Source organism: Pseudomonas sp. CFBP13508 (genome assembly GCF_005233515.1).
In the GTDB taxonomy this organism is placed as follows: domain Bacteria; phylum Pseudomonadota; class Gammaproteobacteria; order Pseudomonadales; family Pseudomonadaceae; genus Aquipseudomonas; species Aquipseudomonas mercuritolerans.
The window spans coordinates 483,203-506,694 of record NZ_QFZZ01000003.1; the positions used below are offsets into that span (position 1 = coordinate 483,203).

General features: G+C 59.5%; 26 protein-coding genes and 1 pseudogene. 19 read left to right on the forward strand and 8 right to left on the reverse strand.

Annotated features, from left to right (window positions below):
- Positions 1 to 63: 63 nt before the first annotated feature.
- Both rpmG and rpmB read right to left on the reverse strand, forming a co-directional pair.
- Positions 64 to 219 carry a 50S ribosomal protein L33 gene (gene rpmG / locus PspCFBP13508_RS10625; protein ID WP_016772554.1) on the reverse strand — a complete coding sequence of 52 codons (156 nt, stop codon included), beginning with the start codon at positions 217 to 219 and terminating at the stop codon, positions 64 to 66.
- An 11-nt stretch (positions 220 to 230) separates the two neighbouring features.
- A complete protein-coding gene (gene rpmB, locus PspCFBP13508_RS10630) occupies positions 231 to 464 on the reverse strand; it encodes a 50S ribosomal protein L28 (RefSeq protein WP_007920377.1) in 234 nt (77 codons plus the stop codon).
- Between the two features lie 446 nt (positions 465 to 910).
- Between rpmB and PspCFBP13508_RS10635 the strand changes: the two genes are divergently transcribed.
- Complete coding sequence (locus PspCFBP13508_RS10635; protein ID WP_137214400.1) at positions 911 to 2,497, forward strand: ABC transporter substrate-binding protein; 1,587 nt, start codon at positions 911 to 913, stop codon at positions 2,495 to 2,497.
- Positions 2,498 to 2,644: 147 nt separating this feature from the next.
- Here the strand turns inward: PspCFBP13508_RS10635 and radC are convergent, their stop codons facing one another.
- The gene (radC, locus tag PspCFBP13508_RS10640; protein ID WP_041476636.1) at positions 2,645 to 3,319 is read right to left on the reverse strand and encodes a DNA repair protein RadC; all 675 of its coding nucleotides are present in this window, start codon (positions 3,317 to 3,319) and stop codon (positions 2,645 to 2,647) included.
- Positions 3,320 to 3,452: 133 nt separating this feature from the next.
- Here radC and coaBC point away from each other — a divergent pair, with 133 nt between their 5' ends.
- From coaBC to PspCFBP13508_RS10675, 7 genes and pseudogenes are all read left to right on the forward strand, one after another.
- The gene (coaBC, locus tag PspCFBP13508_RS10645) at positions 3,453 to 4,661 is read left to right on the forward strand and encodes a bifunctional phosphopantothenoylcysteine decarboxylase/phosphopantothenate--cysteine ligase CoaBC (RefSeq protein WP_016772551.1); all 1,209 of its coding nucleotides are present in this window, start codon (positions 3,453 to 3,455) and stop codon (positions 4,659 to 4,661) included.
- A 5-nt stretch (positions 4,662 to 4,666) separates the two neighbouring features.
- Positions 4,667 to 5,122: a dUTP diphosphatase gene (gene dut, locus PspCFBP13508_RS10650; protein ID WP_016772550.1), complete on the forward strand. Its 456-nt coding sequence runs from the start codon at positions 4,667 to 4,669 to the stop codon at positions 5,120 to 5,122.
- 239 nt (positions 5,123 to 5,361) lie between these two features.
- Positions 5,362 to 6,765: pseudogene (locus tag PspCFBP13508_RS10655) on the forward strand (phosphomannomutase/phosphoglucomutase); the annotation flags it as partial.
- Positions 6,766 to 6,782: 17 nt separating this feature from the next.
- Positions 6,783 to 7,688, forward strand: a complete 906-nt coding sequence (argB, locus tag PspCFBP13508_RS10660; protein ID WP_130912047.1) for an acetylglutamate kinase — start codon at positions 6,783 to 6,785, stop codon at positions 7,686 to 7,688.
- Between the two features lie 208 nt (positions 7,689 to 7,896).
- The gene (locus PspCFBP13508_RS10665; RefSeq protein WP_016772547.1) at positions 7,897 to 8,127 is read left to right on the forward strand and encodes a hypothetical protein; all 231 of its coding nucleotides are present in this window, start codon (positions 7,897 to 7,899) and stop codon (positions 8,125 to 8,127) included.
- A gap of 18 nt (positions 8,128 to 8,145) precedes the next feature.
- Positions 8,146 to 8,718, forward strand: a complete 573-nt coding sequence (locus PspCFBP13508_RS10670) for a hypothetical protein (RefSeq protein ID WP_137214401.1) — start codon at positions 8,146 to 8,148, stop codon at positions 8,716 to 8,718.
- Positions 8,705 to 9,097: a hypothetical protein gene (locus PspCFBP13508_RS10675; protein WP_137214402.1), complete on the forward strand. Its 393-nt coding sequence runs from the start codon at positions 8,705 to 8,707 to the stop codon at positions 9,095 to 9,097. Before PspCFBP13508_RS10670 ends, PspCFBP13508_RS10675 begins: the two co-directional genes overlap by 14 nt.
- A gap of 88 nt (positions 9,098 to 9,185) precedes the next feature.
- Here the strand turns inward: PspCFBP13508_RS10675 and pyrE are convergent, their stop codons facing one another.
- Positions 9,186 to 9,830: an orotate phosphoribosyltransferase gene (gene pyrE, locus PspCFBP13508_RS10685; RefSeq protein ID WP_137214403.1), complete on the reverse strand. Its 645-nt coding sequence runs from the start codon at positions 9,828 to 9,830 to the stop codon at positions 9,186 to 9,188.
- 82 nt (positions 9,831 to 9,912) lie between these two features.
- Between pyrE and PspCFBP13508_RS10690 the strand changes: the two genes are divergently transcribed.
- Positions 9,913 to 10,692 (forward strand): exodeoxyribonuclease III, encoded by a 780-nt coding sequence (locus tag PspCFBP13508_RS10690; RefSeq protein ID WP_016772543.1) that lies wholly within the window; start codon positions 9,913 to 9,915, stop codon positions 10,690 to 10,692.
- Positions 10,693 to 10,758: 66 nt separating this feature from the next.
- Here the strand turns inward: PspCFBP13508_RS10690 and gltS are convergent, their stop codons facing one another.
- The 3 genes from gltS to rph all read right to left on the reverse strand — a co-directional run bounded on the left by gltS (position 10,759) and on the right by rph (position 13,454).
- On the reverse strand, positions 10,759 to 11,967 hold the full coding sequence (gene gltS / locus PspCFBP13508_RS10695) for a sodium/glutamate symporter (protein ID WP_137214404.1): 1,209 nt from the start codon (positions 11,965 to 11,967) through the stop codon (positions 10,759 to 10,761).
- Positions 11,968 to 12,337: 370 nt separating this feature from the next.
- Positions 12,338 to 12,706, reverse strand: a complete 369-nt coding sequence (locus PspCFBP13508_RS10700) for a DUF4870 domain-containing protein (RefSeq protein WP_016772541.1) — start codon at positions 12,704 to 12,706, stop codon at positions 12,338 to 12,340.
- Between the two features lie 25 nt (positions 12,707 to 12,731).
- Positions 12,732 to 13,454, reverse strand: coding sequence for a ribonuclease PH (gene rph / locus PspCFBP13508_RS10705; protein ID WP_027610407.1), 723 nt, complete (start codon positions 13,452 to 13,454; stop codon positions 12,732 to 12,734).
- 268 nt (positions 13,455 to 13,722) lie between these two features.
- On the opposite strand from rph, the gene PspCFBP13508_RS10710 reads away from it, so the two are divergent.
- The 6 genes from PspCFBP13508_RS10710 to PspCFBP13508_RS10735 all read left to right on the forward strand — a co-directional run bounded on the left by PspCFBP13508_RS10710 (position 13,723) and on the right by PspCFBP13508_RS10735 (position 19,025).
- The gene (locus PspCFBP13508_RS10710) at positions 13,723 to 14,586 is read left to right on the forward strand and encodes a YicC/YloC family endoribonuclease (RefSeq protein WP_137214405.1); all 864 of its coding nucleotides are present in this window, start codon (positions 13,723 to 13,725) and stop codon (positions 14,584 to 14,586) included.
- Between the two features lie 12 nt (positions 14,587 to 14,598).
- Positions 14,599 to 15,219 carry a guanylate kinase gene (gene gmk, locus PspCFBP13508_RS10715; protein WP_039757364.1) on the forward strand — a complete coding sequence of 207 codons (621 nt, stop codon included), beginning with the start codon at positions 14,599 to 14,601 and terminating at the stop codon, positions 15,217 to 15,219.
- A gap of 168 nt (positions 15,220 to 15,387) precedes the next feature.
- Entirely contained in the window at positions 15,388 to 15,651 is a 264-nt protein-coding gene (gene rpoZ, locus PspCFBP13508_RS10720; protein WP_008030604.1) for a DNA-directed RNA polymerase subunit omega, read from the forward strand.
- Positions 15,652 to 15,708: 57 nt separating this feature from the next.
- Positions 15,709 to 17,814, forward strand: coding sequence for a bifunctional GTP diphosphokinase/guanosine-3',5'-bis pyrophosphate 3'-pyrophosphohydrolase (gene spoT / locus PspCFBP13508_RS10725; RefSeq protein ID WP_007920338.1), 2,106 nt, complete (start codon positions 15,709 to 15,711; stop codon positions 17,812 to 17,814).
- A gap of 24 nt (positions 17,815 to 17,838) precedes the next feature.
- Positions 17,839 to 18,219 carry a RidA family protein gene (locus PspCFBP13508_RS10730; protein ID WP_014340863.1) on the forward strand — a complete coding sequence of 127 codons (381 nt, stop codon included), beginning with the start codon at positions 17,839 to 17,841 and terminating at the stop codon, positions 18,217 to 18,219.
- 65 nt (positions 18,220 to 18,284) lie between these two features.
- Positions 18,285 to 19,025 carry a hypothetical protein gene (locus PspCFBP13508_RS10735; protein WP_125927416.1) on the forward strand — a complete coding sequence of 247 codons (741 nt, stop codon included), beginning with the start codon at positions 18,285 to 18,287 and terminating at the stop codon, positions 19,023 to 19,025.
- 140 nt (positions 19,026 to 19,165) lie between these two features.
- Here PspCFBP13508_RS10735 and PspCFBP13508_RS10740 read toward each other — a convergent pair whose 3' ends face one another.
- On the reverse strand, positions 19,166 to 20,023 hold the full coding sequence (locus PspCFBP13508_RS10740; RefSeq protein ID WP_137214406.1) for an SDR family oxidoreductase: 858 nt from the start codon (positions 20,021 to 20,023) through the stop codon (positions 19,166 to 19,168).
- A gap of 188 nt (positions 20,024 to 20,211) precedes the next feature.
- Here PspCFBP13508_RS10740 and exbB point away from each other — a divergent pair, with 188 nt between their 5' ends.
- The 4 genes from exbB (at position 20,212) to PspCFBP13508_RS10760 (ending at position 23,488) form a co-directional block, all read left to right on the forward strand.
- On the forward strand, positions 20,212 to 21,165 hold the full coding sequence (gene exbB, locus PspCFBP13508_RS10745) for a tonB-system energizer ExbB (protein WP_024014803.1): 954 nt from the start codon (positions 20,212 to 20,214) through the stop codon (positions 21,163 to 21,165).
- Positions 21,166 to 21,171: 6 nt separating this feature from the next.
- Positions 21,172 to 21,600 carry a TonB system transport protein ExbD gene (exbD, locus tag PspCFBP13508_RS10750; protein WP_137214407.1) on the forward strand — a complete coding sequence of 143 codons (429 nt, stop codon included), beginning with the start codon at positions 21,172 to 21,174 and terminating at the stop codon, positions 21,598 to 21,600.
- Complete coding sequence (locus PspCFBP13508_RS10755; RefSeq protein WP_042608108.1) at positions 21,597 to 22,343, forward strand: energy transducer TonB; 747 nt, start codon at positions 21,597 to 21,599, stop codon at positions 22,341 to 22,343. The genes exbD and PspCFBP13508_RS10755 overlap by 4 nt, the downstream gene beginning before the upstream one ends.
- A 215-nt stretch (positions 22,344 to 22,558) precedes the next feature.
- A complete protein-coding gene (locus tag PspCFBP13508_RS10760) occupies positions 22,559 to 23,488 on the forward strand; it encodes a hydrogen peroxide-inducible genes activator (RefSeq protein WP_016772533.1) in 930 nt (309 codons plus the stop codon).
- The last annotated feature ends 4 nt before the right edge of the window (positions 23,489 to 23,492 follow it).

Sequence of the window (23,492 nt, forward strand, 5' to 3'; positions counted from 1 at the left end):
CACGGCAAACAAAAAAGGCCCGTATCTCACGATACGGGCCTTTTTCGCAGCCAGGAAAATCAATTACTTGATTTTGCCTTCCTTGTACATCACGTGCTTGCGAACAACCGGATCATATTTCTTGATCTCGATTTTGTCCGGGGTAGTACGCTTGTTCTTGTCGGTAGTGTAGAAGTGACCAGTACCGGCGCTCGAGATCAAACGAATCAATTCACGCATGATTAGCTCCCTTAAATCTTGCCATCGCGGCGAAGTTCGGCGAGCACGACAGTGATGCCACGCTTGTCGATGATACGCATGCCTTTGGCAGATACGCGCAGACGCACAAAACGTTTCTCTTCTTCAACCCAGAAGCGGTGATGCTGCAGGTTCGGCAGGAAACGACGACGGGTTTTGTTGTTTGCGTGGGAAATGTTATTCCCAGTCACCGGACCCTTACCGGTAACTTGACATACTCTCGACATGCCTCAGCCCTCTAAAACCACATGCCCAACCCGGCATGGGTTGGCCGCTTAATCTCTCAGTCATTTGGCGCCAGGCGCCGCGTTTCTTTAGAGGTCTTACCGGCTACACCTACAGTGAAGGAACCGGGCCCCTAGAAAAGAGCGCTGCTTTATACCAGAAAGACCGGGGTGCAACAACAATCGGTGTGCAATCAATCGGCAAAAGGGCGATTTTTTCCGCCGCAAACGCCTTGGACAAAGGCTGCGGCCAGTTTTGACCACTCGTCGCAGAAATCCCGCCCTACAGCCGATTCAGACTTTTCATCTGGCTGCCCACGTTCGAAACCGCGAAAGAGTGCGCCTGAAAATGCAAAAAGGGGATAGTCATTTGCAATTCAGAGCTCTAGGGTAGGACTTTTCCAGACTGCACTTGCAGATGGGCCTTCGATCTGTAAAGGAAACCGACCATGCGCCTCGCTGCCCTACCCCTGTTACTCGCTCCGCTGTTGCTAAGCCCCCTCGCCCAGGCCGCCGCGCTGAGCGTGTGTACCGAGGCCAGTCCCGAAGGGTTCGACGTGGTGCAGTACAACTCGCTGACCACCACCAATGCTTCGGCCGATGTGCTGATGAACCGTCTGGTGGATTTCGACACTGCCAGTGGCAAGGTCATCCCGAGCCTGGCCGACAGTTGGGAAGTCAGCACCGACGGCCTGACGTATGTATTCAAGCTGCACCCGCAGGTGAAATTTCATACAACCGACTACTTCAAACCGAGCCGCGAGCTGAGTGCCGAAGACGTCAAGTTCAGCTTCGACCGCATGCTCGACCCGGCCAACCCCTGGCACAAAGTCGCCCAGAGCGGCTTCCCCCATGCGCAGTCGATGCAGCTACCGACTCTGATCAAGAAAATCGACGCCCTCGACCCGTTGACCGTGCGCTTTACTCTCGACCATCCGGATTCGACTTTCCTCGCGACCCTGAGCATGGGCTTCGCCTCGATCTATTCCGCCGAATACGCTGACAAACTGATGAAGGCCGGCGCGACCGACAAACTCAACAGCCAGCCGATCGGCACCGGCCCGTTCGTGTTCAACCGTTTCCAGAAAGACGCGGCGATCCGCTACAAGGCCAACCCGGAATATTTCCGTGGCAAACCTGCCGTCGACCCATTGATCTTCGCCATCACGCCGGACGCCAACGTGCGCCTGCAAAAGCTGCGGCGCAATGAATGCCAGATCGCCCTGTCGCCAAAACCATTGGACGTACAGGCTGCGCTGAAGGAACTGTCGCTGAAAGTCGAAAAGACTGACGCTTTCATGACCGCTTTCGTGGGCATCAACAGCCAGCATCCGCCACTGGACAAACCGGAAGTGCGCCAGGCGATCAACCTCGCTTTCGACAAGGCCAACTACATCAAAGCCGTGTTCGAAGACACCGCCGAAGCGGCCAACGGCCCGTACCCGCCGAACACCTGGAGCTATGCCAAGAACCTGCCGGGCTATCCACACGACGTGGCCAAAGCCAAGGCGCTGCTGGCCAAGGCCGGCTTGAAGGATGGCTTCCAGACCACAATCTGGACGCGGCCGTCGGGCAGCCTGCTCAACCCGAACCCGAGCCTCGGCGCGCAGATGCTGCAATCGGATCTGGCCGAGATCGGCATTCAGGCTGAGATCCGTGTGATCGAATGGGGCGAGCTGATTCGACGCGCCAAGGCCGGCGAGCATGACCTGCTGTTCATGGGCTGGGCCGGCGACAACGGCGACCCGGACAATTTCCTCACGCCGCAATTTTCCTGCGCAGCAGTGAAGTCCGGGACCAACTTCGCACGGTACTGCAACGCCGACCTGGACAAGCTGATCAGCGCCGGCAAGACCACCAGCGAACAAGGCGTGCGCACCAAGCTGTATGAACAGGCACAGGCGCAGATCCAGCAGCAGGCGTTGTGGCTGCCACTGGCGCACCCGACGGCCTACGCTTTGACGCGCAAGGATGTTCAGGGTTATTCCGTCAGCCCGTTCGGACGGCAGGATTATTCCAAGGTCAGCCTCAAATAACCTGTCTGACACAAACCGGTGGATGTAAACAATCTGTGGGAGCGAGCCTGCTCGCGAAAGCGGTCTGTCAGCAAACAATGATGCTGACTGATACAACGCCTTCGCGAGCAGGCTCGCTCCCACAGGGTCCAGAATTGGCGCCGAGAACTACATCCAGCCACACTCCGCCATCGACAGCGGTTCGCCATCTCCGACGATGAAGTGATCGAGCACTCGCACGTCAATCAGCTCCAGCGCTTTCTGCAGGCGCTTGGTCAGCAGCCGATCGGCCTGACTCGGATCGGTGTTGCCGGACGGATGGTTGTGACAGAGGATCACCGCTGCGGCGTTATTGGCCAGCGCGCGCTTCACCACCTCCCGGGGGTGCACGCTGGTGTTGTCGATCGAGCCGCGAAACAGCGCCTCGAAATTCAGCACCTGGTGCTTTGAATCGAGAAACAGGCAGCCGAATACCTCGTGCGGCTCATGTCGCAGCATCGCCTTGAGGTAATCGCGGACGACCTGAGGGTTCTCCAGCGCCGGTTTCTGCCGTGAGCGCTCGGCCAGATGGCGCTTGCTCATTTCCTGCGCGGCTTGCAGTTGGGCGAACTTGGCCGGGCCGAGGCCCAATTGTTTGCTGAATGCGTCCTGATCGGCCTCAAGCAGCAAACGCAGGCCACCGAATTGCGTCAGCAGATGCCTGGCAAGGTCGACTGCGCTTTTTCCGGGCAATCCGGTGCGCAGAAAAATCGCCAACAGCTCAGCGTCCGAAAGACTCCCTGCGCCGTGTTCCAACAGCCTTTCCCGCGGCCGTTCCGCCGCCGGCCAATCGCGAATACTCATAGCACCTCCTTGTCTGTGGGCGCCGCTGTTCCGTAGCGGTCGCTGTGATATCGTAGCCCATCTTTTTGGCGGTCGATTCAACCCTGGGGAGGGGCATCGCGCCGCAGTCATCAACGAAATGAAAGGCAGACCTATGCAGCGGCTGTATCGGAAACGCATCGTTCTGGGCGTCGGCGGCGGCATTGCGGCCTACAAGAGCGCCGATCTGGTTCGCCGCCTGATCGACCAGGGTGCCGAAGTGCGCGTGGTCATGACCCATGGCGGCGCCGAATTCATCACCCCGCTGACCATGCAGGCCCTGTCGGGCCACCCGGTTCACCTCGACTTGCTCGACCCTGCCGCCGAAGCCGCCATGGGCCATATCGAGCTGGCGAAATGGGCCGATCTGGTGCTGATCGCCCCGGCCACCGCCGACCTGATCGCCCGCCTGGCCCAAGGCATTGCCAACGATCTGCTGACCACATTGGTGCTGGCCACCGACGCCGTGGTTGCTGTCGCGCCAGCAATGAATCAGGCGATGTGGCGCGACCCGGCGACCCAGGCCAACCTGCAACTGCTCGAAAGCCGTGGCCTGAAGACTTTCGGCCCGGCCTCGGGCAGCCAGGCCTGCGGCGACGTCGGCATGGGCCGCATGATGGAAGCCACCGATCTGGCGCTGCTCGCCGCTGATTGCTTCCAGCGCCAGGCCCTGACCGGCAAGCATGTGGTGATCACCGCCGGCCCGACTCAGGAAAACATCGACCCGGTGCGCTACATCACCAACCACAGCTCCGGCAAAATGGGTTTTGCCCTCGCCGAAGCAGCCGTGGAAGCCGGTGCCCGTGTCACGTTGATCAGCGGCCCGGTGCACCTGCCGACGCCGGATCGCGTGACGCGGATCGATGTGGTCAGCGCCCGCGACATGCTCGCCGCCTGCGAATCTGCCATGCCTTGCGATGTGTTCATCTCGTCGGCAGCGGTGGCGGACTATCGCCCTGAAGTCGTCGCCCCGCATAAACTCAAGAAAGATCCTACGAGCGGTGACGGCTTCGTCCTGCAAATGGTGCGCAACCCGGACATCCTTGCCACTATCGCGACCCGTCCCGACCGTCCGTTCAGTGTCGGCTTCGCTGCCGAAACCGAACACCTGCTCGACTACGCTGCACGCAAGCTGAAGGACAAGAATCTCGATCTGATCGTCGCCAACGACGTCGCCAACCCGAGCATCGGTTTCAACAGCGAAGAAAACGCCTGCAGCGTCATCGACCGTGAGCTGCACGCCACGGTTTTCGCCCAGACCAGCAAGAGCAAGATTGCTCGCCAACTGGTCACTTTTATCGCCGAACGTCTGAACCAGGTTTAATTTACATGCACGCTTTGCAAGCCAAGATCCTCGACCCACGCATCGGCACCGAATTCCCGCTGCCGCAATACGCCACCCCGGGCTCCGCCGGCCTCGACCTGCGCGCCATGCTGGAACAGGACATCGTGATCAAACCGGGTGAAACCGTGCTGATTCCTACAGGCCTGTCGGTGTACATCGGCGACCCGAATCTCGCCGCGCTGATCCTGCCGCGCTCGGGCATGGGCCACAAACACGGCATCGTGCTGGGCAATCTGGTCGGCCTGATCGACTCCGACTACCAGGGCCCGCTGATGGTCTCCTGCTGGAACCGCGGCCAGAGCGACTTCACCATGACCGTCGGCGAACGCTTGGCGCAATTGGTGCTGGTGCCGGTGGTGCAGGCGCATTTCGAAATGGTTGAAGAGTTTGTCGAGACCGAGCGCGGTACCGGTGGTTTTGGCCATACCGGCACCAAATAACCGGATAGAAATTATTGTGGTGAGGGGGCTTATCCCCTCACCACAAAAAATGCACTACATCGGCAGCAGGTTTTAACACCGTAAATCAAGGTTTTGCTGGTCGCGAGCCCGGTCCGCCGAGGCATCATGGCCCTTTCATAGCACGAACTCTCTGTGGAAAACGCCGTCATACCCTTCAGTTTGAGCCTGCCGTCGAACATTTCGTCGGTCTGTCCCGCCCTTTTCGAGATGGAGCATGTCCACAGATGAGCACCCCCGCCAAGATCGCCCCGAAGCTGCCTGACAGCATTTTCCGCGCCTACGACATTCGCGGCACCGTGCCGGAATACCTCAACGGTGAAACCGCCTACTGGATCGGCCGTGCCATCGGCTCGCAGAGCCTGGCCCAGGGCGAACCGAATGTTTCGGTCGGTCGCGACGGTCGCCTGTCCGGCCCGGAGCTGGTCGCGGAACTCATTCGCGGCATCGCCGAGAGCGGTTGCCACGTCAGCGATGTCGGCCTGGTGCCAACGCCAGCGCTGTATTACGCCGCCAACGTGCTGGCCGGCAAGTCCGGGGTGATGCTCACCGGTAGCCACAATCCGTCGAACTACAACGGTTTCAAAATCGTCATCGCCGGCGACACCCTCGCCAACGAGCAGATTCAGGTGCTCCACGAGCGCATCAAGAACAATGACCTGAGCAGCGGCCAGGGCAGCGTCACTCAGGTCGAAATCCTCGACCGCTACAACACCGAAATCGTCCAGGACATCAAACTGGCCCGCCGCCTGAAAGTCGTGGTCGACTGCGGCAACGGCGCGGCCGGCGTGATCGCCCCGCAACTGATCGAAGCGCTGAACTGCGAAGTCATCCCGCTGTTCTGCGAAGTCGACGGCAACTTCCCCAACCATCACCCGGACCCGGGCAAACCGGAAAACCTCGTCGACCTGATCGCCAAGGTCAAGGAAACCAACGCCGATATCGGTCTGGCCTTCGACGGTGACGGCGACCGCGTCGGCGTGGTGACCAACACCGGCAGCATCGTCTACCCGGACCGTCTGCTGATGCTGTTCGCTCGCGACGTAGTGGCGCGTAACCCGGACGCGGAAATCATCTTCGACGTCAAATGCACCCGTCGCCTGGTGCCGCTGATCAAGGAATACGGCGGTCGGCCGCTAATGTGGAAGACCGGTCACTCGTTGATCAAAAAGAAAATGAAACAATCCGGCGCGCTGTTGGCCGGCGAAATGAGCGGGCACATCTTCTTCAAGGAGCGCTGGTTCGGTTTCGACGACGGCATCTACAGCGCCGCACGTCTGCTGGAGATCCTCAGCAAGGAAAAATCCACTGCGGAAGAGCTGTTTGCGACCTTCCCGAACGATATTTCCACGCCGGAAATCAATATCCATGTGACCGAAGAGAGCAAATTCAGCATCATTGATGCACTGCACGATGCTCAGTGGGGCGAAGGCGCCGACCTGACCACCATCGACGGCGTGCGGGTCGATTACGCCAAAGGCTGGGGCCTGGTGCGCGCATCCAACACCACACCGGTGCTGGTGCTGCGCTTCGAGGCCGATGACGAGGCTGAACTGCAGCGCATCAAGGATGTGTTCCACGCCCAACTGAAACGCGTTGCACCTGATCTCCAATTACCGTTCTGATCCACCCGGAGCCCTGAATGACCCTCGAACGCGAAGCCGCCGCCAACACTGCCAAGGTCCTGTCCGAAGCACTGCCTTACATCCGACGTTATGTCGGCAAGACCCTGGTGATCAAATACGGCGGCAACGCGATGGAAAGCGAGGAGCTGAAAACCGGCTTCGCCCGCGACATCGTGCTGATGAAAGCCGTGGGTATCAATCCGGTGGTCGTGCACGGTGGCGGCCCGCAGATCGGTGATCTGCTCAAGCGCCTGTCGATCGAAAGCCATTTCGTCGACGGCATGCGCGTCACCGACGCGGCGACCATGGACGTGGTGGAAATGGTCCTTGGCGGTCAGGTCAACAAAAGCATCGTCAACCTGATCAACCGCCATGGCGGCAGCGCCATCGGCCTGACCGGTAAAGATGCCGGGCTGATCCGGGCGAAGAAGCTCACCGTCTCCCGCCAGACCCCGGAAATGACCCAGCCGGAAATCATCGACATCGGCCACGTTGGCGAAGTCGTCGGCATCAACACCGAACTGCTGAACCTGCTGGTCAAAGGCAACTTCATCCCGGTCATCGCACCGATTGGCGTCGGTGAGAACGGCGAATCGTACAACATCAACGCCGACCTGGTGGCGGGCAAGGTTGCCGAAGCACTGAAAGCTGAAAAACTGATGCTGCTGACCAACATTGCCGGCCTGATGGACAAATCGGGGCATGTATTGACCGGCCTGTGCACTCAGCAAGTCGACGACTTGATCGCTGACGGCACGATCTACGGCGGCATGCTGCCGAAGATCCGTTGCGCACTGGAAGCGGTTCAGGGTGGGGTTGGCAGTTCGTTGATCATCGATGGTCGTGTGCCGAATGCGATCCTGCTGGAAATCTTCACTGACACTGGCGTGGGTACGCTGATCAGCAATCGCAAGCGTCCCTGATCGCTAATAGCTGAAAGCAAAAGATCGCGGCCTTCGGCAGCTCCTACGGGGATTTCGCACATGCGAGAATCCGCTTTTGCAGGAACTGACGAAGGCTGCGATTTTTTGGTGCGCGCAGGAAAAGCCTGACTCGATACAGCGAAACGTCCGACATCCACTCAGAACAAATCTCCATAGGATCTTCCTCTCATCCAACGGAGATTCACTCATGCAGAAAGATTACGTTCCCTACGGCAGCGATGTTTCAGCAGGCACCTACGAATGCGTGGACTGCGGCCATCGTTATTCCAATCAAGCCAAAACCTCTATGCCACCCTGCCCGCAGTTCAGGAAAACGGCGCATGTCCTGAACGGCTGGAAAACCCTCACCGGCCAGGGTGACGCCCCACAAGATCCGTACCCGGAAAAATCCGAAAAGCCGGCTGCCAGCAAAAAATAATTCCGGAGCGCCTGAGCCATGCAGATCTCGTTCATGATCGACGCCGACGCTTTCGAGCAGGAACAAAAAGAACCGGTAAAAAAGACCTTGCGCATCGGCGACGCTGAAATCGCCCATGCGCTGGAGCGCATCGCCAAAGCCAGTCTGACCGAATACCTGAAAATGCTGGTCGAGGGCGGCATGCCCAGCCGGGCGGACGAAGCCAAGCAGGATCGCCTGCTGTATCTGATCCAGAGTTACTTCGGGCAAACCCTGCCGACCGAATCGCAGATCTCGACGATCTTTCAACTGACCCAGAGCCAAAGCAAAACCCTGTTGAAGAACACCGTATCGCGCTTTCGCAATCAGCTCGACGACATCCTGCAGCACAGCATGCGCGCAGTGATCGAGTCCGCCGAACATGCGCAAAACGTGTTTCTGGTGGTGATCAGCTCGGACGTGATCCGCGATGAATTGAACATGCTCATCACCCAGAACGAGCCGACCTTCAAACCCATCACCAAACGCAAGGGCAGCGCCGGGCAATTCGAGATCAGCGAAGATTCCCACGCATTGCTCTGTGCAACGCTGGGTCTGAATGCCGTTCAGTGACATCGTCGCGGTCAGTGGCTTGCTGCTGACCCTGACCACGTTCATGTTCAATCTGGCGTGGCCGGCGCTCAATGAAGCGCTGGCTGAGGATGAATTTCAAAAAGGTTCGCAGGCCCGCAAGCGCAGTCGAGACAAGGTGATGGCTGCTTTCTACTGGCGAGCATTGCCATTGACGTGCGCTTTCGTGGCGCTGTTTTACGTTAACTTGCCGGCAGCAGTCGGGATCATGCGCAGCAGCACGCTGGACCTTTGGGATTTCGATGTGGATCGCACGTTGTACGTGATGGTGGTTGTTGCGCTATTGGTGTTTGCGCTGGTCAATGTCGGATTGGCGCTGAGACTGCTCAGGAAATGGCAAAAACTGCGTAGACCACTGTAGGAGCTGCCGAAGGCTGCGATCTTTTGATCTTGATCCTGAAAAACAAGATCAAAAGATCGCAGCCTTCGGCAGCTCCTACAGGTATGGATCACACGCCAAATTGCGCGCGATACGCTTCCACAGCTGACAGATGCTGCTTGAGCTGGGGATCGTCGGCGAGGAACTCCAGCACCTGATTCAGCGAGACGATGCTGATCACCGGGATGCCGAAGTCGCGCTCGACTTCCTGGATCGCCGACAACTCGCCGTTGCCACGCTCCTGGCGGTTCAGTGCGATCAGCACACCGGCGGCTTTGGCGCCGTCCTGGGAAGCGATGATCTGCATCACTTCACGAATGGCGGTGCCGGCGGTGATCACGTCGTCGATGATCAAGACTTCGCCGGTCAACGGTGCGCCGACCAGGCTGCCGCCTTCGCCGTGGGCCTTGGCTTCCTTGCGGTTGAAGCACCATGGCAGGTCACGATCGTGATGCTCGGCCAGCGCAACGGCGGTCGTGGCCGCCAGCGGAATGCCTTTATAAGCCGGGCCAAACAGGACGTCGAAGGAGATGCCGCTTTCGGCGATGGCGGCGGCGTAGAAACGCCCCAGTTGCGCCAGGGCCGAACCGGAGTTGAACAGGCCGGCGTTGAAGAAGTAGGGACTGGTGCGCCCGGACTTCAGGGTGAACTCACCGAAGCGCAAAACGCCGCGATCGATGGCAAAACGAATGAAATCGCGCTGATACGCTTGCATGAAAAAAACCCCAAATACCACGGATTTAGCTAATTAGCTTGACGCCGTGTATCATACACGCACGCGATTTTTGGGGCCATTTATGCGGATCATCAGTGTGAACGTCAATGGTATTCAGGCGGCAGTCGAGCGCGGTTTGCTCAGTTGGCTGCAAGCCCAGAATGCCGACGTCATCTGCCTGCAGGACACCCGTGCCTCCGCCTTTGAACTGGATGACCCAGCCTTCCAACTGGATGGCTACTTCCTTTATGCCTGCGATGCTGAAGTCCCTGCCCAAGGCGGCGTGGCTTTGTATTCGCGGTTGCAACCGAAGGCTGTCATCAGCGGTCTCGGTTTCGAGACGGCCGACCGCTACGGGCGCTACCTGCAAGCAGATTTCGACAAAGTCAGTATTGCCACCTTGCTGTTTCCTTCGGGGATGAACGGCGATGAGGACTTGAACCAGAAGTTCAAGCTCATGGACGATTTCGGCAAGTACCTGGACAAACAGCGACGCAAACGTCGCGAGTACATTTACTGTGGCTCGCTGTACGTTGCGCAGCAGAAACTCGACATCAAGAACTGGCGCGACAGCCAGCAATCTCCAGGCTTCCTCGCGCCGGAACGCGCGTGGATGGACGAGATTGTCGGCAACATGGGCTATGTCGATGCGCTGCGCGAAGTCAGTCGTGAAGGCGATCAGTACAGCTGGTGGCCGGATAACGAACAGGCCGAGATGCTCAATCTGGGCTGGCGTTTCGATTATCAGATCCTGACCCCGGGCCTGCGTCGCTCGGTGCGCAGTGCACGCCTGCCGCGTCAGCCACGGTTCTCGCAGCACGCGCCGTTGATCGTCGACTACGACTGGACGCTGACCATCTAAGCGTCCTCGCAGCCAAAAAAATGCCCGCATCGTGAGATGCGGGCATTTTTTATGCGCCTGTCTATGCTAGACCGCAGCCAAGAATGGCAAGGTCAGGTACAGCTTGATCACGATGACGTTAACGATATCGATGAAGAACGCTCCTACCATCGGCACCACCAGAAACGCGATCTGCGAAGGCCCATAGCGCTGCGTCACGGCTTGCATGTTGGCAATCGCCGTCGGTGTGGCGCCCAGACCAAAGCCGCAATGCCCCGCAGCGAGTACGGCGGCATCATAGTTGCCGCCCATCACGCGGAACGTCACGAAAATCGCGAACAGCGCCATGACCAGCGCCTGCACGGCCAGAATAATGAAGATCGGCAATGCCAGCGCCGCCAGATCCCAAAGCTTCAGCGACATCAAAGCGATTGCCAGAAATAGCGAGAGGCTGACATTGCCGAGCACGGAAACTTCGCGCTCGAATACCTGATACAAGCCAAGCGCTGACAGACTGTTGCGCAACACCACACCCACAAACAGCACGCAGACAAACGTCGGTAGCTCGAAAGCAGTGCCTTGCAGCAAGCCATTCAAAAGATTGCCTGCGAGCAGGCTGACGGCAATCAGCGCCAGCGTCTCGACGAACGAAAAAGGCGTGATCGAACGTTCCTTGTTCGGCTGTTCAAAACCTTTTGGCAATCGCGGCGCTTGTTGCGGATTGCAACCTGGCACTTGCACGCGCTTGATCAGCAACCGCGCGACGGGCCCACCGATCAGCCCGCCCAGCACCAGACCGAACGTCGCTGAGGCCAGCGCCAGTTCCGAAGCCGAGGCCAGGCCATATTTCTCGCTGAACACCGCGCCCCATGCAGCGCCAGTGCCGTGACCGCCGGCGAGCGTGATGGACCCCGTCAGCAAGCCCATCAAAGGATCAAGCCCAAGCAAAGTTGCCAACCCTATTCCCATGGCGTTCTGCACCACCAGCAAGCCAATGACCGCCAGCAGAAAGACGCCGACAACGCGGCCACCCTTTTTCAGGCTGGCGAGGTCCGCGCTCAAGCCAATCGTGGCGAAGAAAGCCAACATCAACGGTGTTTGCAATGATGTATCGAAGCGGACTTCTATATCGCAAGTGCGCAATATCAACAGGAGCACGGCAACCACCAGGCCGCCCGCCACCGGTTCAGGAATATTGTAACTTCGCAGAAAGCCAACACGCGTAACGAGTCCGCGTCCGAGCAGTAATACTAAGGAAGCGGCCACGAGCGTGCCGTAGAAATCGAGCTCAATCATGTGGATTATTCTTGGCTAAGTATTCACGAGGCGAGCGTTTACCTGGGCTCGACGGGTGAACCGGCTGATTTTCTCAACACTGATTACTGGGGAATTCAAGCGCCATCGATGGCTTGAACATATCGGAATGTTTCAACCGAAACATTACATTGGGCAACTTTAACAACCCGTTCGCGCCAATAACAAGAACGGGAACAAGCACTGGATCGATCAGTTGTGACCAAACATGTAATAGACGAATATCAGCAAATAAATGCCAAACCGCACATCGTTAACAGACTAGTCCTACAACAAAAACCAATTATTAAGTTGCACAAATAAAAATGCCCCGATAAGTCGGGGCATTTTCATATTGCGATACAACAGACTTTCACTTGATCAGTCGCCAAGTGAACGGATATCTGTAAGGAAAACCTTCGTTGGCTTTGACCCCTGCAATGATCGTCAGGACCAATGCCGCGATTGCCAGCAAACCAAAGAGGAAGAAACCAATGATCAGCAGCATGAGCAAAAAGCAGATCATCGAGGCAATGGCGACAGTGATCTGAAAATTCAGCGCCTCTTTGCCCTGTGCATCGATGAAAGGGTCCTTCTCGCGCTTCATCTGCCATAGGATCAGCGGCCCGATCAGATTGCCGAACGGAATCCAGATCCCCAGCAAGGCGGACAAGTGACAGAACATCGCCCATTGGCGAACCTCCTGGCTCGGCTTGGGCAGCAACTCTTGCTCGTCACTCATCACGTCCTCCTTGTGGTCAAGAACCTTAGTCGGCCAGCGCAGCCTTCTGCAGTTCGAAGATCTCGTTCATGCCTTTCTTCGCCAGTTCCAGCATGGCATTCAAATCTTCAGGCTGGAAAGGGGCGCCCTCGGCGGTGCCCTGCACTTCGATGAAACCACCGGTGCTGGTCATCACCACGTTCAGATCGGTTTCAGCTGCGGAATCTTCAAGATAGTCCAGATCCAGCACCGGCTCGCCCTGGTACATGCCCACCGAGACCGCACCGATCATCTGCTTGAGCGGGTCACCGCCTTTCAAGCCGCCGCGCTTCTTGATCACTTTCAAGGCATCGACCAGTGCAACCATGGCGCCGGTGATGGAGGCGGTGCGAGTACCGCCATCGGCCTGGATCACGTCGCAATCGACGTACAGGGTCACGTCGCCGAGCTTGGACATGTCCAGCGCTGCGCGCAGGGAACGGCCGATCAGGCGCTGGATTTCCAGAGTACGACCGCCCTGCTTGCCACGGCTGGCTTCACGCTGGTTACGCTCGCCGGTGGCGCGCGGCAGCATACCGTACTCGGCAGTCAACCAGCCCTGGCCCTGGCCTTTGAGGAAGCGCGGTACGCCGTTTTCGACGCTGACGGTGCAAATGACTTTGGTATCACCGAATTCGACCAGTACGGATCCCTCGGCGTGTTTGGTGTAGTTGCGGGTGATGCGGATCGAGCGGAGCTGATCGGCAGCGCGACCACTTGGACGTTTCATAGGGATACCTGTACTGAGGACGGAAAACTGCCGAGCATTATAGAGCGCTGCACCGCGAGTGGGCACTGGTTAAAACCGCCGGCCGACGACCGAAGCCCCTCAAGCGCGCATAACCGACGGGCTGCAGCGCTTTGTCACACCGTGTGTTTGGGCGCACTCGCCGCACTGCGCTACAATCCTGCGCCTTTGCTGCCAGTCGGCTTAAATTCATTGAAATCGCGCCTGCGAAACAGCGTTTCGCGCCGATCTGCATTGCGAGGTCACCGCCATGGTGCACAGCATGACCGCCTTCGCCCGCGTCGAGAAAGCCGGCGTTCAGGGCACCCTGAGCTGGGAACTGCGCTCGGTCAACAGCCGCTATCTGGAACCGCACCTGCGCTTGCCCGAATCGTTTCGCGACCTCGAAGGCGCCGTACGTGAAGCGCTGCGCCAGGGTCTGTCGCGGGGCAAACTGGAATGCACGCTGCGCTTCACCGAAGAAAGCACCGGCAAGCCGCTGCAAGTCGACCGCGAGCGCGCTGCACAACTGGTTGCCGCTGCGGAAACCGTGGCCGGCCTGATCAAGAATCCCGCCGCGCTGAATCCGCTGGAAGTGCTGGCCTGGCCCGGCGTGCTGGTGGCCGATGCGACCGACCCGCAAGCGCTGAACGCCGAAGCGCTGGAGCTGTTCAATCAGGGCTTGAAGGATCTGAAGGCTGGCCGCGAGCGCGAAGGCGCGGAGCTGGCTCGTCTGATCAACGACCGCCTTACTTCCATCGAAGAAGACGTCGTGACCCTGCGAGAACTGGTGCCGCAGATGCTCGCTACCCAGCGCCAGAAAGTCCTCGACCGCTTTGCCGACATGAAGGCCGAGCTCGACCCGCAGCGCCTGGAACAGGAAATGGTCATCCTCGCGCAAAAAAGCGACGTGGCCGAAGAACTGGATCGCCTGAGCACCCACATCATCGAAGTTCGCCGGGTGCTCAAGTCCGGTGGTGCCGCCGGGCGGCGTCTGGACTTCCTGATGCAGGAGCTCAACCGCGAAGCCAACACACTGGGCTCCAAAGCCTTCGACCCGCGCAGCACCCAGGCCGCCGTCAACCTCAAAGTGTTGATCGAGCAGATGCGCGAACAAGTGCAGAATATTGAGTAAGGCTACCCTGACATGACCCAACACACCGGCACCCTGTACATCATTTCCGCGCCATCGGGCGCGGGCAAGAGCAGCCTGGTCAAGGCGTTGACCGACGCCGATCCGGAGATCCGCGTTTCGGTCTCGCACACCACCCGCGCCATGCGCCCGGGCGAAGTGGATGGCGTGAACTACCATTTCGTGACCCGCGAAGAGTTCGTGAAGATGGGCGAGCACGGCGACTTCCTTGAACGCGCCGAAGTCTTTGGCAACTTCTACGGCACCTCGCAAAGCCGTTTGCAACAGACCCTGGACGAAGGTCACGACCTGATTCTGGAAATCGACTGGCAAGGCGCCGAGCAAGTGCGCAAGCTGATGCCGCAAGCGCGCTCGATCTTCATCCTGCCGCCATCGCTGCAAGCCCTGCACCAGCGCCTGACCAACCGCGGCCAGGACAGCGACGAGATCATCGACGGCCGCATGCGCGAGGCGGTCAGCGAGATGAGCCATTACGTCGATTACGATTACCTGATAATCAACGACGATTTCGCCCACGCGCTGGACGATCTGAAAGCGATTTTCCGCGCCAATCAGCTGCAACAGAAACGCCAGCAAGTGCGTTTCGGCAAATTGCTGGCTGAATTGCTCGGCTAAATCAGCACTTCCCAAAATGCCTGCAAGCGCTTTACATTGGTGCTTGCAGCGCGTTGAAGGGTCTGGTCAAAAAATCAGCGCTTCCCTAATCGCTGGTGATTTTTTAAACTGTTCAGTCCGCTCGCCCAACCGGGCAGCGCGCATATTGCATTCGCTCCGAGGAATACCATGGCCCGCGTAACCGTTGAAGACTGCCTAGAACACGTGGAAAACCGCTTTGAGCTGGTCATGCTCTCTACCAAGCGTGCCCGTCAACTGGCCACCGGCGGCAAAGAGCCATTGGTGCAGTGGGAAAACGACAAGCCGACCGTTGTCGCGCTGCGTGAAATTGCTGAAGGCCTGATGAGCTACGAGTTCATCGCCGAGCAGGAAATCGTCCAGGATGAACCGCTGTTCGCAGCGTTCGAGGACGAGTCGAACGAGGCCGTCTAAGCCTATGCCTGGTCGACGTAGCACGGCGCGGGGTCACAGCTTTCGGCAGGATTCATCATGCCGAGCATAGACGCCCTCGCCGATCGCTTATCGACCTACCTCGGCAACGACCAGGTCAACCTGGTCCGCCGAGCGTATTTCTACGCCGAACAAGCCCATGACGGTCAACGCCGTCGCAGCGGCGAGGCGTACGTCACGCATCCTCTTGCCGTGGCCAATATTCTTGCCGACATGCACATGGACCATCAGAGCCTGATGGCCGCGATGCTGCATGACGTGATCGAAGACACCGGTATCGCCAAGGAAGCGCTGCAAGCGCAGTTCGGTGAAACCGTGGCCGAACTGGTCGACGGGGTCAGCAAACTGACCCAGATGAATTTCGAGACCAAGGCCGAAGCCCAGGCGGAAAACTTCCAGAAAATGGCCATGGCGATGGCGCGCGACATCCGGGTGATCCTGGTAAAACTCGCCGACCGTCTGCACAACATGCGCACGCTGGAAGTGCTGTCCGGCGAAAAGCGCCGACGCATCGCCAAGGAAACCCTCGAGATCTACGCACCCATCGCCAACCGGCTGGGCATGCACGCGATCCGCATCGAGTTCGAAGACCTAGGTTTCAAGGCAATGCACCCGATGCGTTCCGCGCGGATCTACCAGGCGGTCAAGCGCGCCCGGGGCAACCGCAAGGAAATCGTCAACAAGATCGAAGAGTCCCTTGGCCATTGCCTCGCCATCGACGGCATCCAGGGCGAAGTCAGCGGGCGGCAGAAACACCTCTACGGCATCTACAAGAAAATGCGCGGCAAGCGTCGGGCCTTCAACGAGATCATGGACGTCTATGCGTTCCGGATCATCGTCGACAAGGTCGATACCTGCTACCGCGTACTGGGTGCTGTGCATAATTTGTACAAACCGTTGCCCGGACGCTTCAAGGATTACATCGCGATCCCCAAGGCCAACGGCTATCAGTCGCTGCACACCACGCTGTTCGGCATGCACGGTGTACCGATCGAGATCCAGATCCGCACCCGCGAAATGGAAGAGATGGCCAACAACGGCATCGCCGCGCATTGGCTGTACAAATCCAGCGGCGACGAGCAGCCGAAAGGCACTCACGCCCGCGCCCGCCAGTGGGTCAAAGGCGTGCTGGAAATGCAGCAACGCGCCGGCAACTCGCTGGAATTCATCGAGAGCGTGAAGATCGACCTGTTTCCGGACGAGGTCTACGTGTTCACGCCAAAAGGCCGGATCATGGAGCTGCCGAAAGGCTCCACGGCGGTCGACTTTGCCTACGCGGTACACACCGATGTCGGCAACAGCTGCATCGCCTGCCGGATCAATCGTCGTCTCGCGCCGCTGTCGGAACCGCTGCAAAGCGGCTCCACGGTCGAGATCGTCAGCGCCCCCGGCGCACGGCCAAATCCGGCGTGGCTCAACTTCGTCGTTACCGGCAAGGCGCGCACGCACATTCGTCATGCGTTGAAACTGCAGCGCCGTTCGGAGTCCATCAGTCTCGGCGAACGTCTGCTGAACAAGGTCCTCAACGGTTTCGACAGCTCGCTGGAAAAGATTCCGGCCGAGCGCGTCAAAGCGATGCTTACCGAATACCGTCTCGAACTGATCGAAGACCTGCTCGAAGACATTGGCCTGGGCAATCGCATGGCCTACGTGGTCGCCCGCCGCCTGCTTGGCGAAGGCGAACAACTGCCGAGCCCGGAAGGCCCGCTGGCGATTCGCGGCACCGAAGGCCTGGTGCTCAGTTACGCCAAGTGCTGCACGCCGATCCCGGGCGACCCGATTGTCGGGCACCTGTCGGCGGGCAAAGGCATGGTCGTGCACCTGGACAACTGCCGCAACATCAGCGAAATCAGGCACAACCCGGAAAAATGCATCCAGCTCTCCTGGGCCAAGGATGTCACCGGCGAATTCAACGTCGAGCTGCGCGTCGAGCTGGAACACCAGCGTGGCCTGATCGCCCTGCTGGCCAGCAGCGTCAACGCGGCCGACGGCAACATCGAGAAAATCAGCATGGACGAACGCGATGGTCGCATCAGCGTCGTGCAGTTGGTGGTCAGCGTTCACGACCGTGTGCACCTGGCCCGCGTGATCAAGAAACTGCGCGCCTTGACCGGGGTGATCCGCATCACCCGCATGCGTGCATAACCTGCCTATTACAAGGAGTCCTACATGACCAAAACCGTCATCACCAGCGACAAGGCCCCGGCCGCCATCGGTACTTACTCCCAGGCGATCAAGGCAGGCAACACCGTGTACATGTCGGGCCAGATTCCTCTGGACCCGAAAACCATGGAACTGGTCGAAGGCTTCGAAGCCCAGACCGTCCAGGTCTTCGAGAACCTCAAAGCCGTGGCCGAAGCCGCCGGCGGTTCGTTCAAGGACATCGTCAAACTGAACATCTTCCTCACCGATCTGAGCCACTTCGCCAAGGTCAACGAGATCATGGGCAAGTACTTCGACCAGCCATACCCTGCCCGCGCCGCCATCGGCGTGGCCGCCCTGCCGAAGGGTGCGCAGGTTGAAATGGATGCCATTCTGGTCATCGAGTGATGCGCACGGCGCGGCCTCCACGCCGCGCCGACTGCCGCAAGAAAAGGTTTTGAAAGGATTCCACCATGCGCAAAGCGCTAGCTCTCTCGCTGCTCGCCCTGTTTCTCGGCGGCTGCGCCAGCGACCCTGCCGACCGTGACATCAGCGGCACCTGGATCAATCAGGTGGCGATCGATGCCGCCGCCAAGGGCGGTCCCCTGCGTGAAGCGCTCCAGGCTTACGGCCCGAATCTGGAATGGGACGTCAACACCAAGGCCGGTCAGGCCCGCTACACCAACGGTTTTGAGAATGTCGAAGGACGGCTGCTGGGCGAAGAGTCCGGCGCTTGGAAAGTCGACTTCTATGGCAGCTCCGCCAGTGAACTGAAACGCGACGGCGGACGCCTGCAGCAAGCCGCCAGCGACAACGAACCCGAACAACTCTTCGATCGCGCACAGATCCCGGTGCCCGAAGGCGCGCCAATCGGTGCGAGCTTCGAACGCGCGCTGTACTCGGCGTACCTGGGCGGCAACTGGACCATCGCCAGCGGCCAGGGTGAAGGCGGTACCGTGCAGTTCCAGGCCGACGGCCAGGTGACCGGCCTGCCGGGCGTTGACCGTTATGCCTTGTGTCTGGCGGGCGATTGCGCGTCCATGAGCAATGGCAACGACAGCATGTGGCTGCAACTCAATGGCCAAGGTAATAACTGGATCTTTGTGCGCAAGGGCAAGGAGCTGGAGATTCTGCAGGCAGTCAACGCTGCGCTGGCGGATGAGCAACCGCAGTTTGCCGCAGGTGAGCGCAAGTGGTTGCTGGAGAAGCAGTAACCTGCCTCCGAAATCTCAGAAGATCAAATGTGGGAGCGAGCCTGCTCGCGAACGCGGTGGGTCAGTCAAACTGATAATGACTGACATACCGCATTCGCGAGCAGGCTCGCTCCCACAGTGGTTTTTGTGTTGCTTAAAACTCAGCACTTACCTTCAAGAATCGCTGCATAGCCTTCGCGATAACTCGAATACTTCGGCACCCACCCCAACGCTTTCGCCCGCGCATTGCTGCAACGCTTGCTGCCAGTGCGCCGCACGCTGGCGTCTTCGGCCCATTCAGTCACGCCCAGGTACTCGCGCAACCAGCCCACCACTTCGGCCAACGGCGCTGGCGCGTCATCCACACCGATATAGAGCTGGTCCAGCTTGCCCCCCTCACGGTCTTTTTCCAGCAAGAACGCCAGCAGCCCCGCTGCATCATCGGCATGAATCCGATTGCCATACAGCGGCGGATCAATCGCCACGCGATAGCCGCGACGCACCTGAGTCAGCAGCCACTCGCGACCCGGCCCGTAAATCCCGGTCAAGCGCAGCACGCTTGCCGGGATGCCGCTATTGAGCGCGACCTGCTCGGCTTCAAGCATCAAGCGACCTGAATATCCGGCCGCGACCGTCTCGGAGGTCTCATCCACCCAAGCGCCATCCTGCTGACCGTAAACGCTGCTGCTGGACACAAAGATCAGTCGCTCGGGCACTTGCCCATAGTCGCCCAGCCAGCTCAGCACATTCTGCAAGCCCTGCACGTAGGCCTTGCGATAGCCCTCTTCATCGTGATCAGTGGCCGCAGCGCAATACACCAGATAATCCACGGCACCCACTGGCCAGGTCGCCGGGCATTCTTCGTTGAACAGATCGCCGGCGACGCCGATGACACCCTCCGGCAGCTTGGAAACGTCGCGGCGCAGGCCATGGACTTGCCAGCCAGCCGCCAGCAATTGCGTGGCCAGACGACTGCCGACATCACCACAACCGGCAATCAAAACAGAAGGCGCGGACATCAGAAAACTCCCATCGGAAAGGCACAGACTAGCTCTGGCACAGGACGAACGGCTAGCAATGGTGGAAAAAAAGTTACTCTATTACTTTTGTTAACAAGAATTACTTGCAATAATGCACGCCACTTTTGTTCTCGGCCTCACGAGGCCTGGAAGAGCAATAACGTTTTTCTACCTCAGGTCCGGCCAGCATGACACGTAATCAAACTCCCGCTTCGCCAACCACTCGACCTCGCGCCTGGAGCGCCGTCGCGGCTCTGTTGCTCAGCCTGATGCTGGCACCGACCGCGGCCTTCGCCGACGCTCAAGCGCCAGCCACACCAGCCGCCACCGAGCAGAGCGCACCCGCTGCCGCTCCGGCTGCACCGGCCGCCACCGATCCGGTGCAGGCTGTCGACGCGGCCGACGCACCTGAAGTCCTCGAAGCCGACAACACCTTGGGCATGGCCCACGACCTGTCGCCGTGGGGCATGTACCAGAACGCCGACATCATCGTGAAAATCGTGATGATCGGTCTGGCCATCGCATCGATCATCACCTGGACCATCTGGATCGCCAAAGGCTTCGAGCTGATGGGCGCCAAGCGTCGTCTGCGTGGCGAAATCGCCGCACTGAAAAAAGCCACCACCCTCAAGGAAGCCAGCGCCACCGCTGGTAAAGAAGGCACCCTCGCCAACCTGCTGGTGCATGACGCGCTCGAAGAGATGCGCCTGTCGGTCAACAGCCGCGAGAAAGAAGGCATCAAGGAGCGTGTCAGCTTCCGCCTCGAGCGCCTTGTTGCTGCCTGCGGTCGCAACATGAGCAGCGGCACCGGCGTCCTCGCCACCATCGGTTCGACCGCACCGTTCGTAGGTCTGTTCGGTACCGTGTGGGGCATCATGAACTCGTTCATCGGCATCGCCAAAACCCAGACCACCAACCTCGCCGTTGTCGCACCGGGTATTGCTGAAGCACTGCTGGCCACTGCACTGGGTCTGGTTGCGGCGATTCCTGCGGTGGTGATCTACAACGTCTTCGCCCGCTCCATCGCCGGTTACAAGGCGCAGGTCTCCGATGCCTCGGCAGAAGTCCTGCTGCTGGTCAGCCGCGATCTCGACCACCAGCCTGAGCGCAGCTCGCAGCCGCACATGGTTAAAGTGGGGTAATCGGCCATGGGCCTGCATTTGAAAGAAGGCGCAGACGACGATCTGGCCGAGAACCACGAAATCAACGTTACGCCGTTCATCGACGTGATGCTGGTGCTGTTGATCATCTTCATGGTGGCCGCGCCGCTGGCCACCGTGGACATCAAAATCGACCTGCCCGCCTCGACCGCCAAACCGGCGCCGAGGCCAGAGAAACCGGTGTTCCTCAGTGTCAAAGCTGACCAGCGCCTGTTCCTCGGTGACGACGAAGTGAAAGCCGAAACCCTCGGCGCCACCCTCGACGCCAAGACCCAGGGCAAGAAAGACACCACCATCTTCTTCCAGGCCGACAAAGGCGTGGATTACGGCGACCTGATGAGCGTGATGGACAGCCTGCGCGCCGCCGGTTACCTGAAGGTTGGTCTGGTCGGACTTGAGACGGCAGCCAAGAAATGATCACGACGCGCCATAAGCTGACGCGTTACAGCGGTAGCCTGGCCGTGGTGCTGGGCGTGCATGCGCTGGCCATCGCGCTGGCGCTGAACTGGACTGCCCGCCCGCCCATCGAATTGCCGCCGCAGGCAATGATGGTCGAGCTGGCCCCGTTGCCCGCCCCGCCACCGCCGGCTCCGCCGAAAGTCGTCACGCCGCCGCAGCCACCGGCTCCGGTGGAAGAGTTGCCGATCCCGAAACTGGCTGAAGCACCGAAAGCGGAAATCGCGGTACCCAAACCCAAGCCGAAACCCAAGCCAAAACCGCCGAAGCCGGTCGAGAAAAAGCTGCCCGAGCCGCCGAAGGAAAAACCTTCCGAGGAGAAACCGGCCGATACCCAGCCGACCCAGGCACCGACGGAGAAATCCGCCCAGCCGGCACCGGGCCCGTCGCCAGCGCAACTGGCGGCCAAGGCCAGTTGGCAAGGCACCCTGCTCGCGCATTTGCAGAAGTACAAAAAGTACCCGCAGAGTGCACAGTCGCGTGGCAAGGAAGGTTTGAATCGTCTGCGCTTCGTGGTCGATGGCGAAGGTAATGTACTGTCGTTCGAACTGGTGGGCCGCTCTGGCAACGCTGATCTGGACCGGGCCACCCTGGACATGATCCGCCGCGCGCAACCACTGCCCAAGCCGCCGGCCGACATGCTCAACAACGGCTCGATCGAAATTGTTGCGCCGTTTGTTTATTCGCTCGAACGTCGCCGCTAAACAGCCAGAGCAAAAGATCGCAGCCTTCGGCAGCTCCTACAGGGAATCGCATTTCCAACTGTAGGAGCTGCCGAAGGCCGCGATCTTTTGCTTTTCGCCTTATTAACGAGCGGCAAACCGACCTCGACCGGTGTCGCACTCAACCCGCAGTCTGATAACGTGCGTCTATCGATTGCAGCCGGTATGCTTGGCGCGCATCTTCATGGACGCTTGCTATGACCCTCACAGAATTACGCTACATCGTCACCCTCGCCCAAGAGCAGCATTTCGGCCATGCCGCCGAGCGTTGCCACGTCAGTCAGCCGACGCTGTCGGTGGGCGTGAAGAAACTTGAAGACGAACTCGGTGTGCTGATTTTCGAGCGCAGCAAAAGCGCCGTGCGCCTGACCCCGGTCGGCGAAGGCATCGTCGCCCAGGCACAAAAAGTCCTCGAACAAGCCCAAGGCATTCGCGAACTGGCCCAGGCCGGCAAGAACCAGCTGACCGCACCGCTGAAAGTCGGCGCCATCTACACCGTCGGCCCGTACCTGTTCCCGCACCTGATTCCACAACTGCACCGGGTCGCCCCGCAGATGCCGTTGTACATCGAAGAAAACTTTACCCACGTGCTGCGCGACAAACTGCGCAACGGCGAACTCGACGCCATCATCATCGCCCTGCCGTTCAACGAAGCCGACGTGCTGACCCTGCCGCTGTACGACGAGCCGTTCTACGTCCTGATGCCGGCCCAGCACCCGTGGACCAAGAAAGAATCCATCGACGCCGGCCTGCTCAACGACAAGAGCCTGCTGCTGCTCGGTGAAGGCCACTGTTTCCGCGATCAGGTGCTCGAGGCCTGCCCGACCCTGACCAAAGGCAACGACGGCGCCAAGCACACCACGGTCGAGTCCAGCTCGCTGGAAACCATTCGCCACATGGTCGCCTCCGGCTTGGGCATCTCGATCCTGCCATTGTCGGCAGTGGACAGCCATCACTACGCCCCGGGCGTGATTGAAGTGCGCCCACTGACCGCGCCGGTGCCGTTCCGCACCGTGGCGATCGCCTGGCGCGCCAGCTTCCCACGGCCGAAAGCCATCGAGATCCTCGCCGATTCCATTCGCCTGTGCTCGGTGGCCAAGCCAACGGCGCCGGTTACGGCCGGTTAAGCGA

Bases quoted from the DNA above. Each gene is read 5' to 3' on its own strand.
- PspCFBP13508_RS10760 (WP_016772533.1), top strand. From the start codon at position 22,559: ATGACCCTCACAGAATTACGCTACATCGTCACCCTCGCCCAAGAGCAG.
- PspCFBP13508_RS10755 (WP_042608108.1), top strand. From the start codon at position 21,597: ATGATCACGACGCGCCATAAGCTGACGCGTTACAGCGGTAGCCTGGCC.
- rpmB (WP_007920377.1), bottom strand. From the start codon at position 464: ATGTCGAGAGTATGTCAAGTTACCGGTAAGGGTCCGGTGACTGGGAAT.
- PspCFBP13508_RS10735 (WP_125927416.1), top strand. From the start codon at position 18,285: ATGCGCAAAGCGCTAGCTCTCTCGCTGCTCGCCCTGTTTCTCGGCGGC.
- gmk (WP_039757364.1), top strand. From the start codon at position 14,599: ATGACCCAACACACCGGCACCCTGTACATCATTTCCGCGCCATCGGGC.
- PspCFBP13508_RS10700 (WP_016772541.1), bottom strand. From the start codon at position 12,706: ATGAGTGACGAGCAAGAGTTGCTGCCCAAGCCGAGCCAGGAGGTTCGC.
- PspCFBP13508_RS10675 (WP_137214402.1), top strand. From the start codon at position 8,705: ATGCCGTTCAGTGACATCGTCGCGGTCAGTGGCTTGCTGCTGACCCTG.
- pyrE (WP_137214403.1), bottom strand. From the start codon at position 9,830: ATGCAAGCGTATCAGCGCGATTTCATTCGTTTTGCCATCGATCGCGGC.
- rpmG (WP_016772554.1), bottom strand. From the start codon at position 219: ATGCGTGAATTGATTCGTTTGATCTCGAGCGCCGGTACTGGTCACTTC.
- dut (WP_016772550.1), top strand. From the start codon at position 4,667: ATGCACGCTTTGCAAGCCAAGATCCTCGACCCACGCATCGGCACCGAA.
- exbD (WP_137214407.1), top strand. From the start codon at position 21,172: ATGGGCCTGCATTTGAAAGAAGGCGCAGACGACGATCTGGCCGAGAAC.
- rpoZ (WP_008030604.1), top strand. From the start codon at position 15,388: ATGGCCCGCGTAACCGTTGAAGACTGCCTAGAACACGTGGAAAACCGC.
- radC (WP_041476636.1), bottom strand. From the start codon at position 3,319: ATGAGTATTCGCGATTGGCCGGCGGCGGAACGGCCGCGGGAAAGGCTG.
- spoT (WP_007920338.1), top strand. From the start codon at position 15,709: ATGCCGAGCATAGACGCCCTCGCCGATCGCTTATCGACCTACCTCGGC.
- gltS (WP_137214404.1), bottom strand. From the start codon at position 11,967: ATGATTGAGCTCGATTTCTACGGCACGCTCGTGGCCGCTTCCTTAGTA.
- rph (WP_027610407.1), bottom strand. From the start codon at position 13,454: ATGAAACGTCCAAGTGGTCGCGCTGCCGATCAGCTCCGCTCGATCCGC.
- coaBC (WP_016772551.1), top strand. From the start codon at position 3,453: ATGCAGCGGCTGTATCGGAAACGCATCGTTCTGGGCGTCGGCGGCGGC.
- PspCFBP13508_RS10635 (WP_137214400.1), top strand. From the start codon at position 911: ATGCGCCTCGCTGCCCTACCCCTGTTACTCGCTCCGCTGTTGCTAAGC.
- argB (WP_130912047.1), top strand. From the start codon at position 6,783: ATGACCCTCGAACGCGAAGCCGCCGCCAACACTGCCAAGGTCCTGTCC.
- PspCFBP13508_RS10740 (WP_137214406.1), bottom strand. From the start codon at position 20,023: ATGTCCGCGCCTTCTGTTTTGATTGCCGGTTGTGGTGATGTCGGCAGT.
- exbB (WP_024014803.1), top strand. From the start codon at position 20,212: ATGACACGTAATCAAACTCCCGCTTCGCCAACCACTCGACCTCGCGCC.
- PspCFBP13508_RS10670 (WP_137214401.1), top strand. From the start codon at position 8,146: ATGCAGATCTCGTTCATGATCGACGCCGACGCTTTCGAGCAGGAACAA.
- PspCFBP13508_RS10710 (WP_137214405.1), top strand. From the start codon at position 13,723: ATGGTGCACAGCATGACCGCCTTCGCCCGCGTCGAGAAAGCCGGCGTT.
- PspCFBP13508_RS10690 (WP_016772543.1), top strand. From the start codon at position 9,913: ATGCGGATCATCAGTGTGAACGTCAATGGTATTCAGGCGGCAGTCGAG.
- PspCFBP13508_RS10665 (WP_016772547.1), top strand. From the start codon at position 7,897: ATGCAGAAAGATTACGTTCCCTACGGCAGCGATGTTTCAGCAGGCACC.
- PspCFBP13508_RS10730 (WP_014340863.1), top strand. From the start codon at position 17,839: ATGACCAAAACCGTCATCACCAGCGACAAGGCCCCGGCCGCCATCGGT.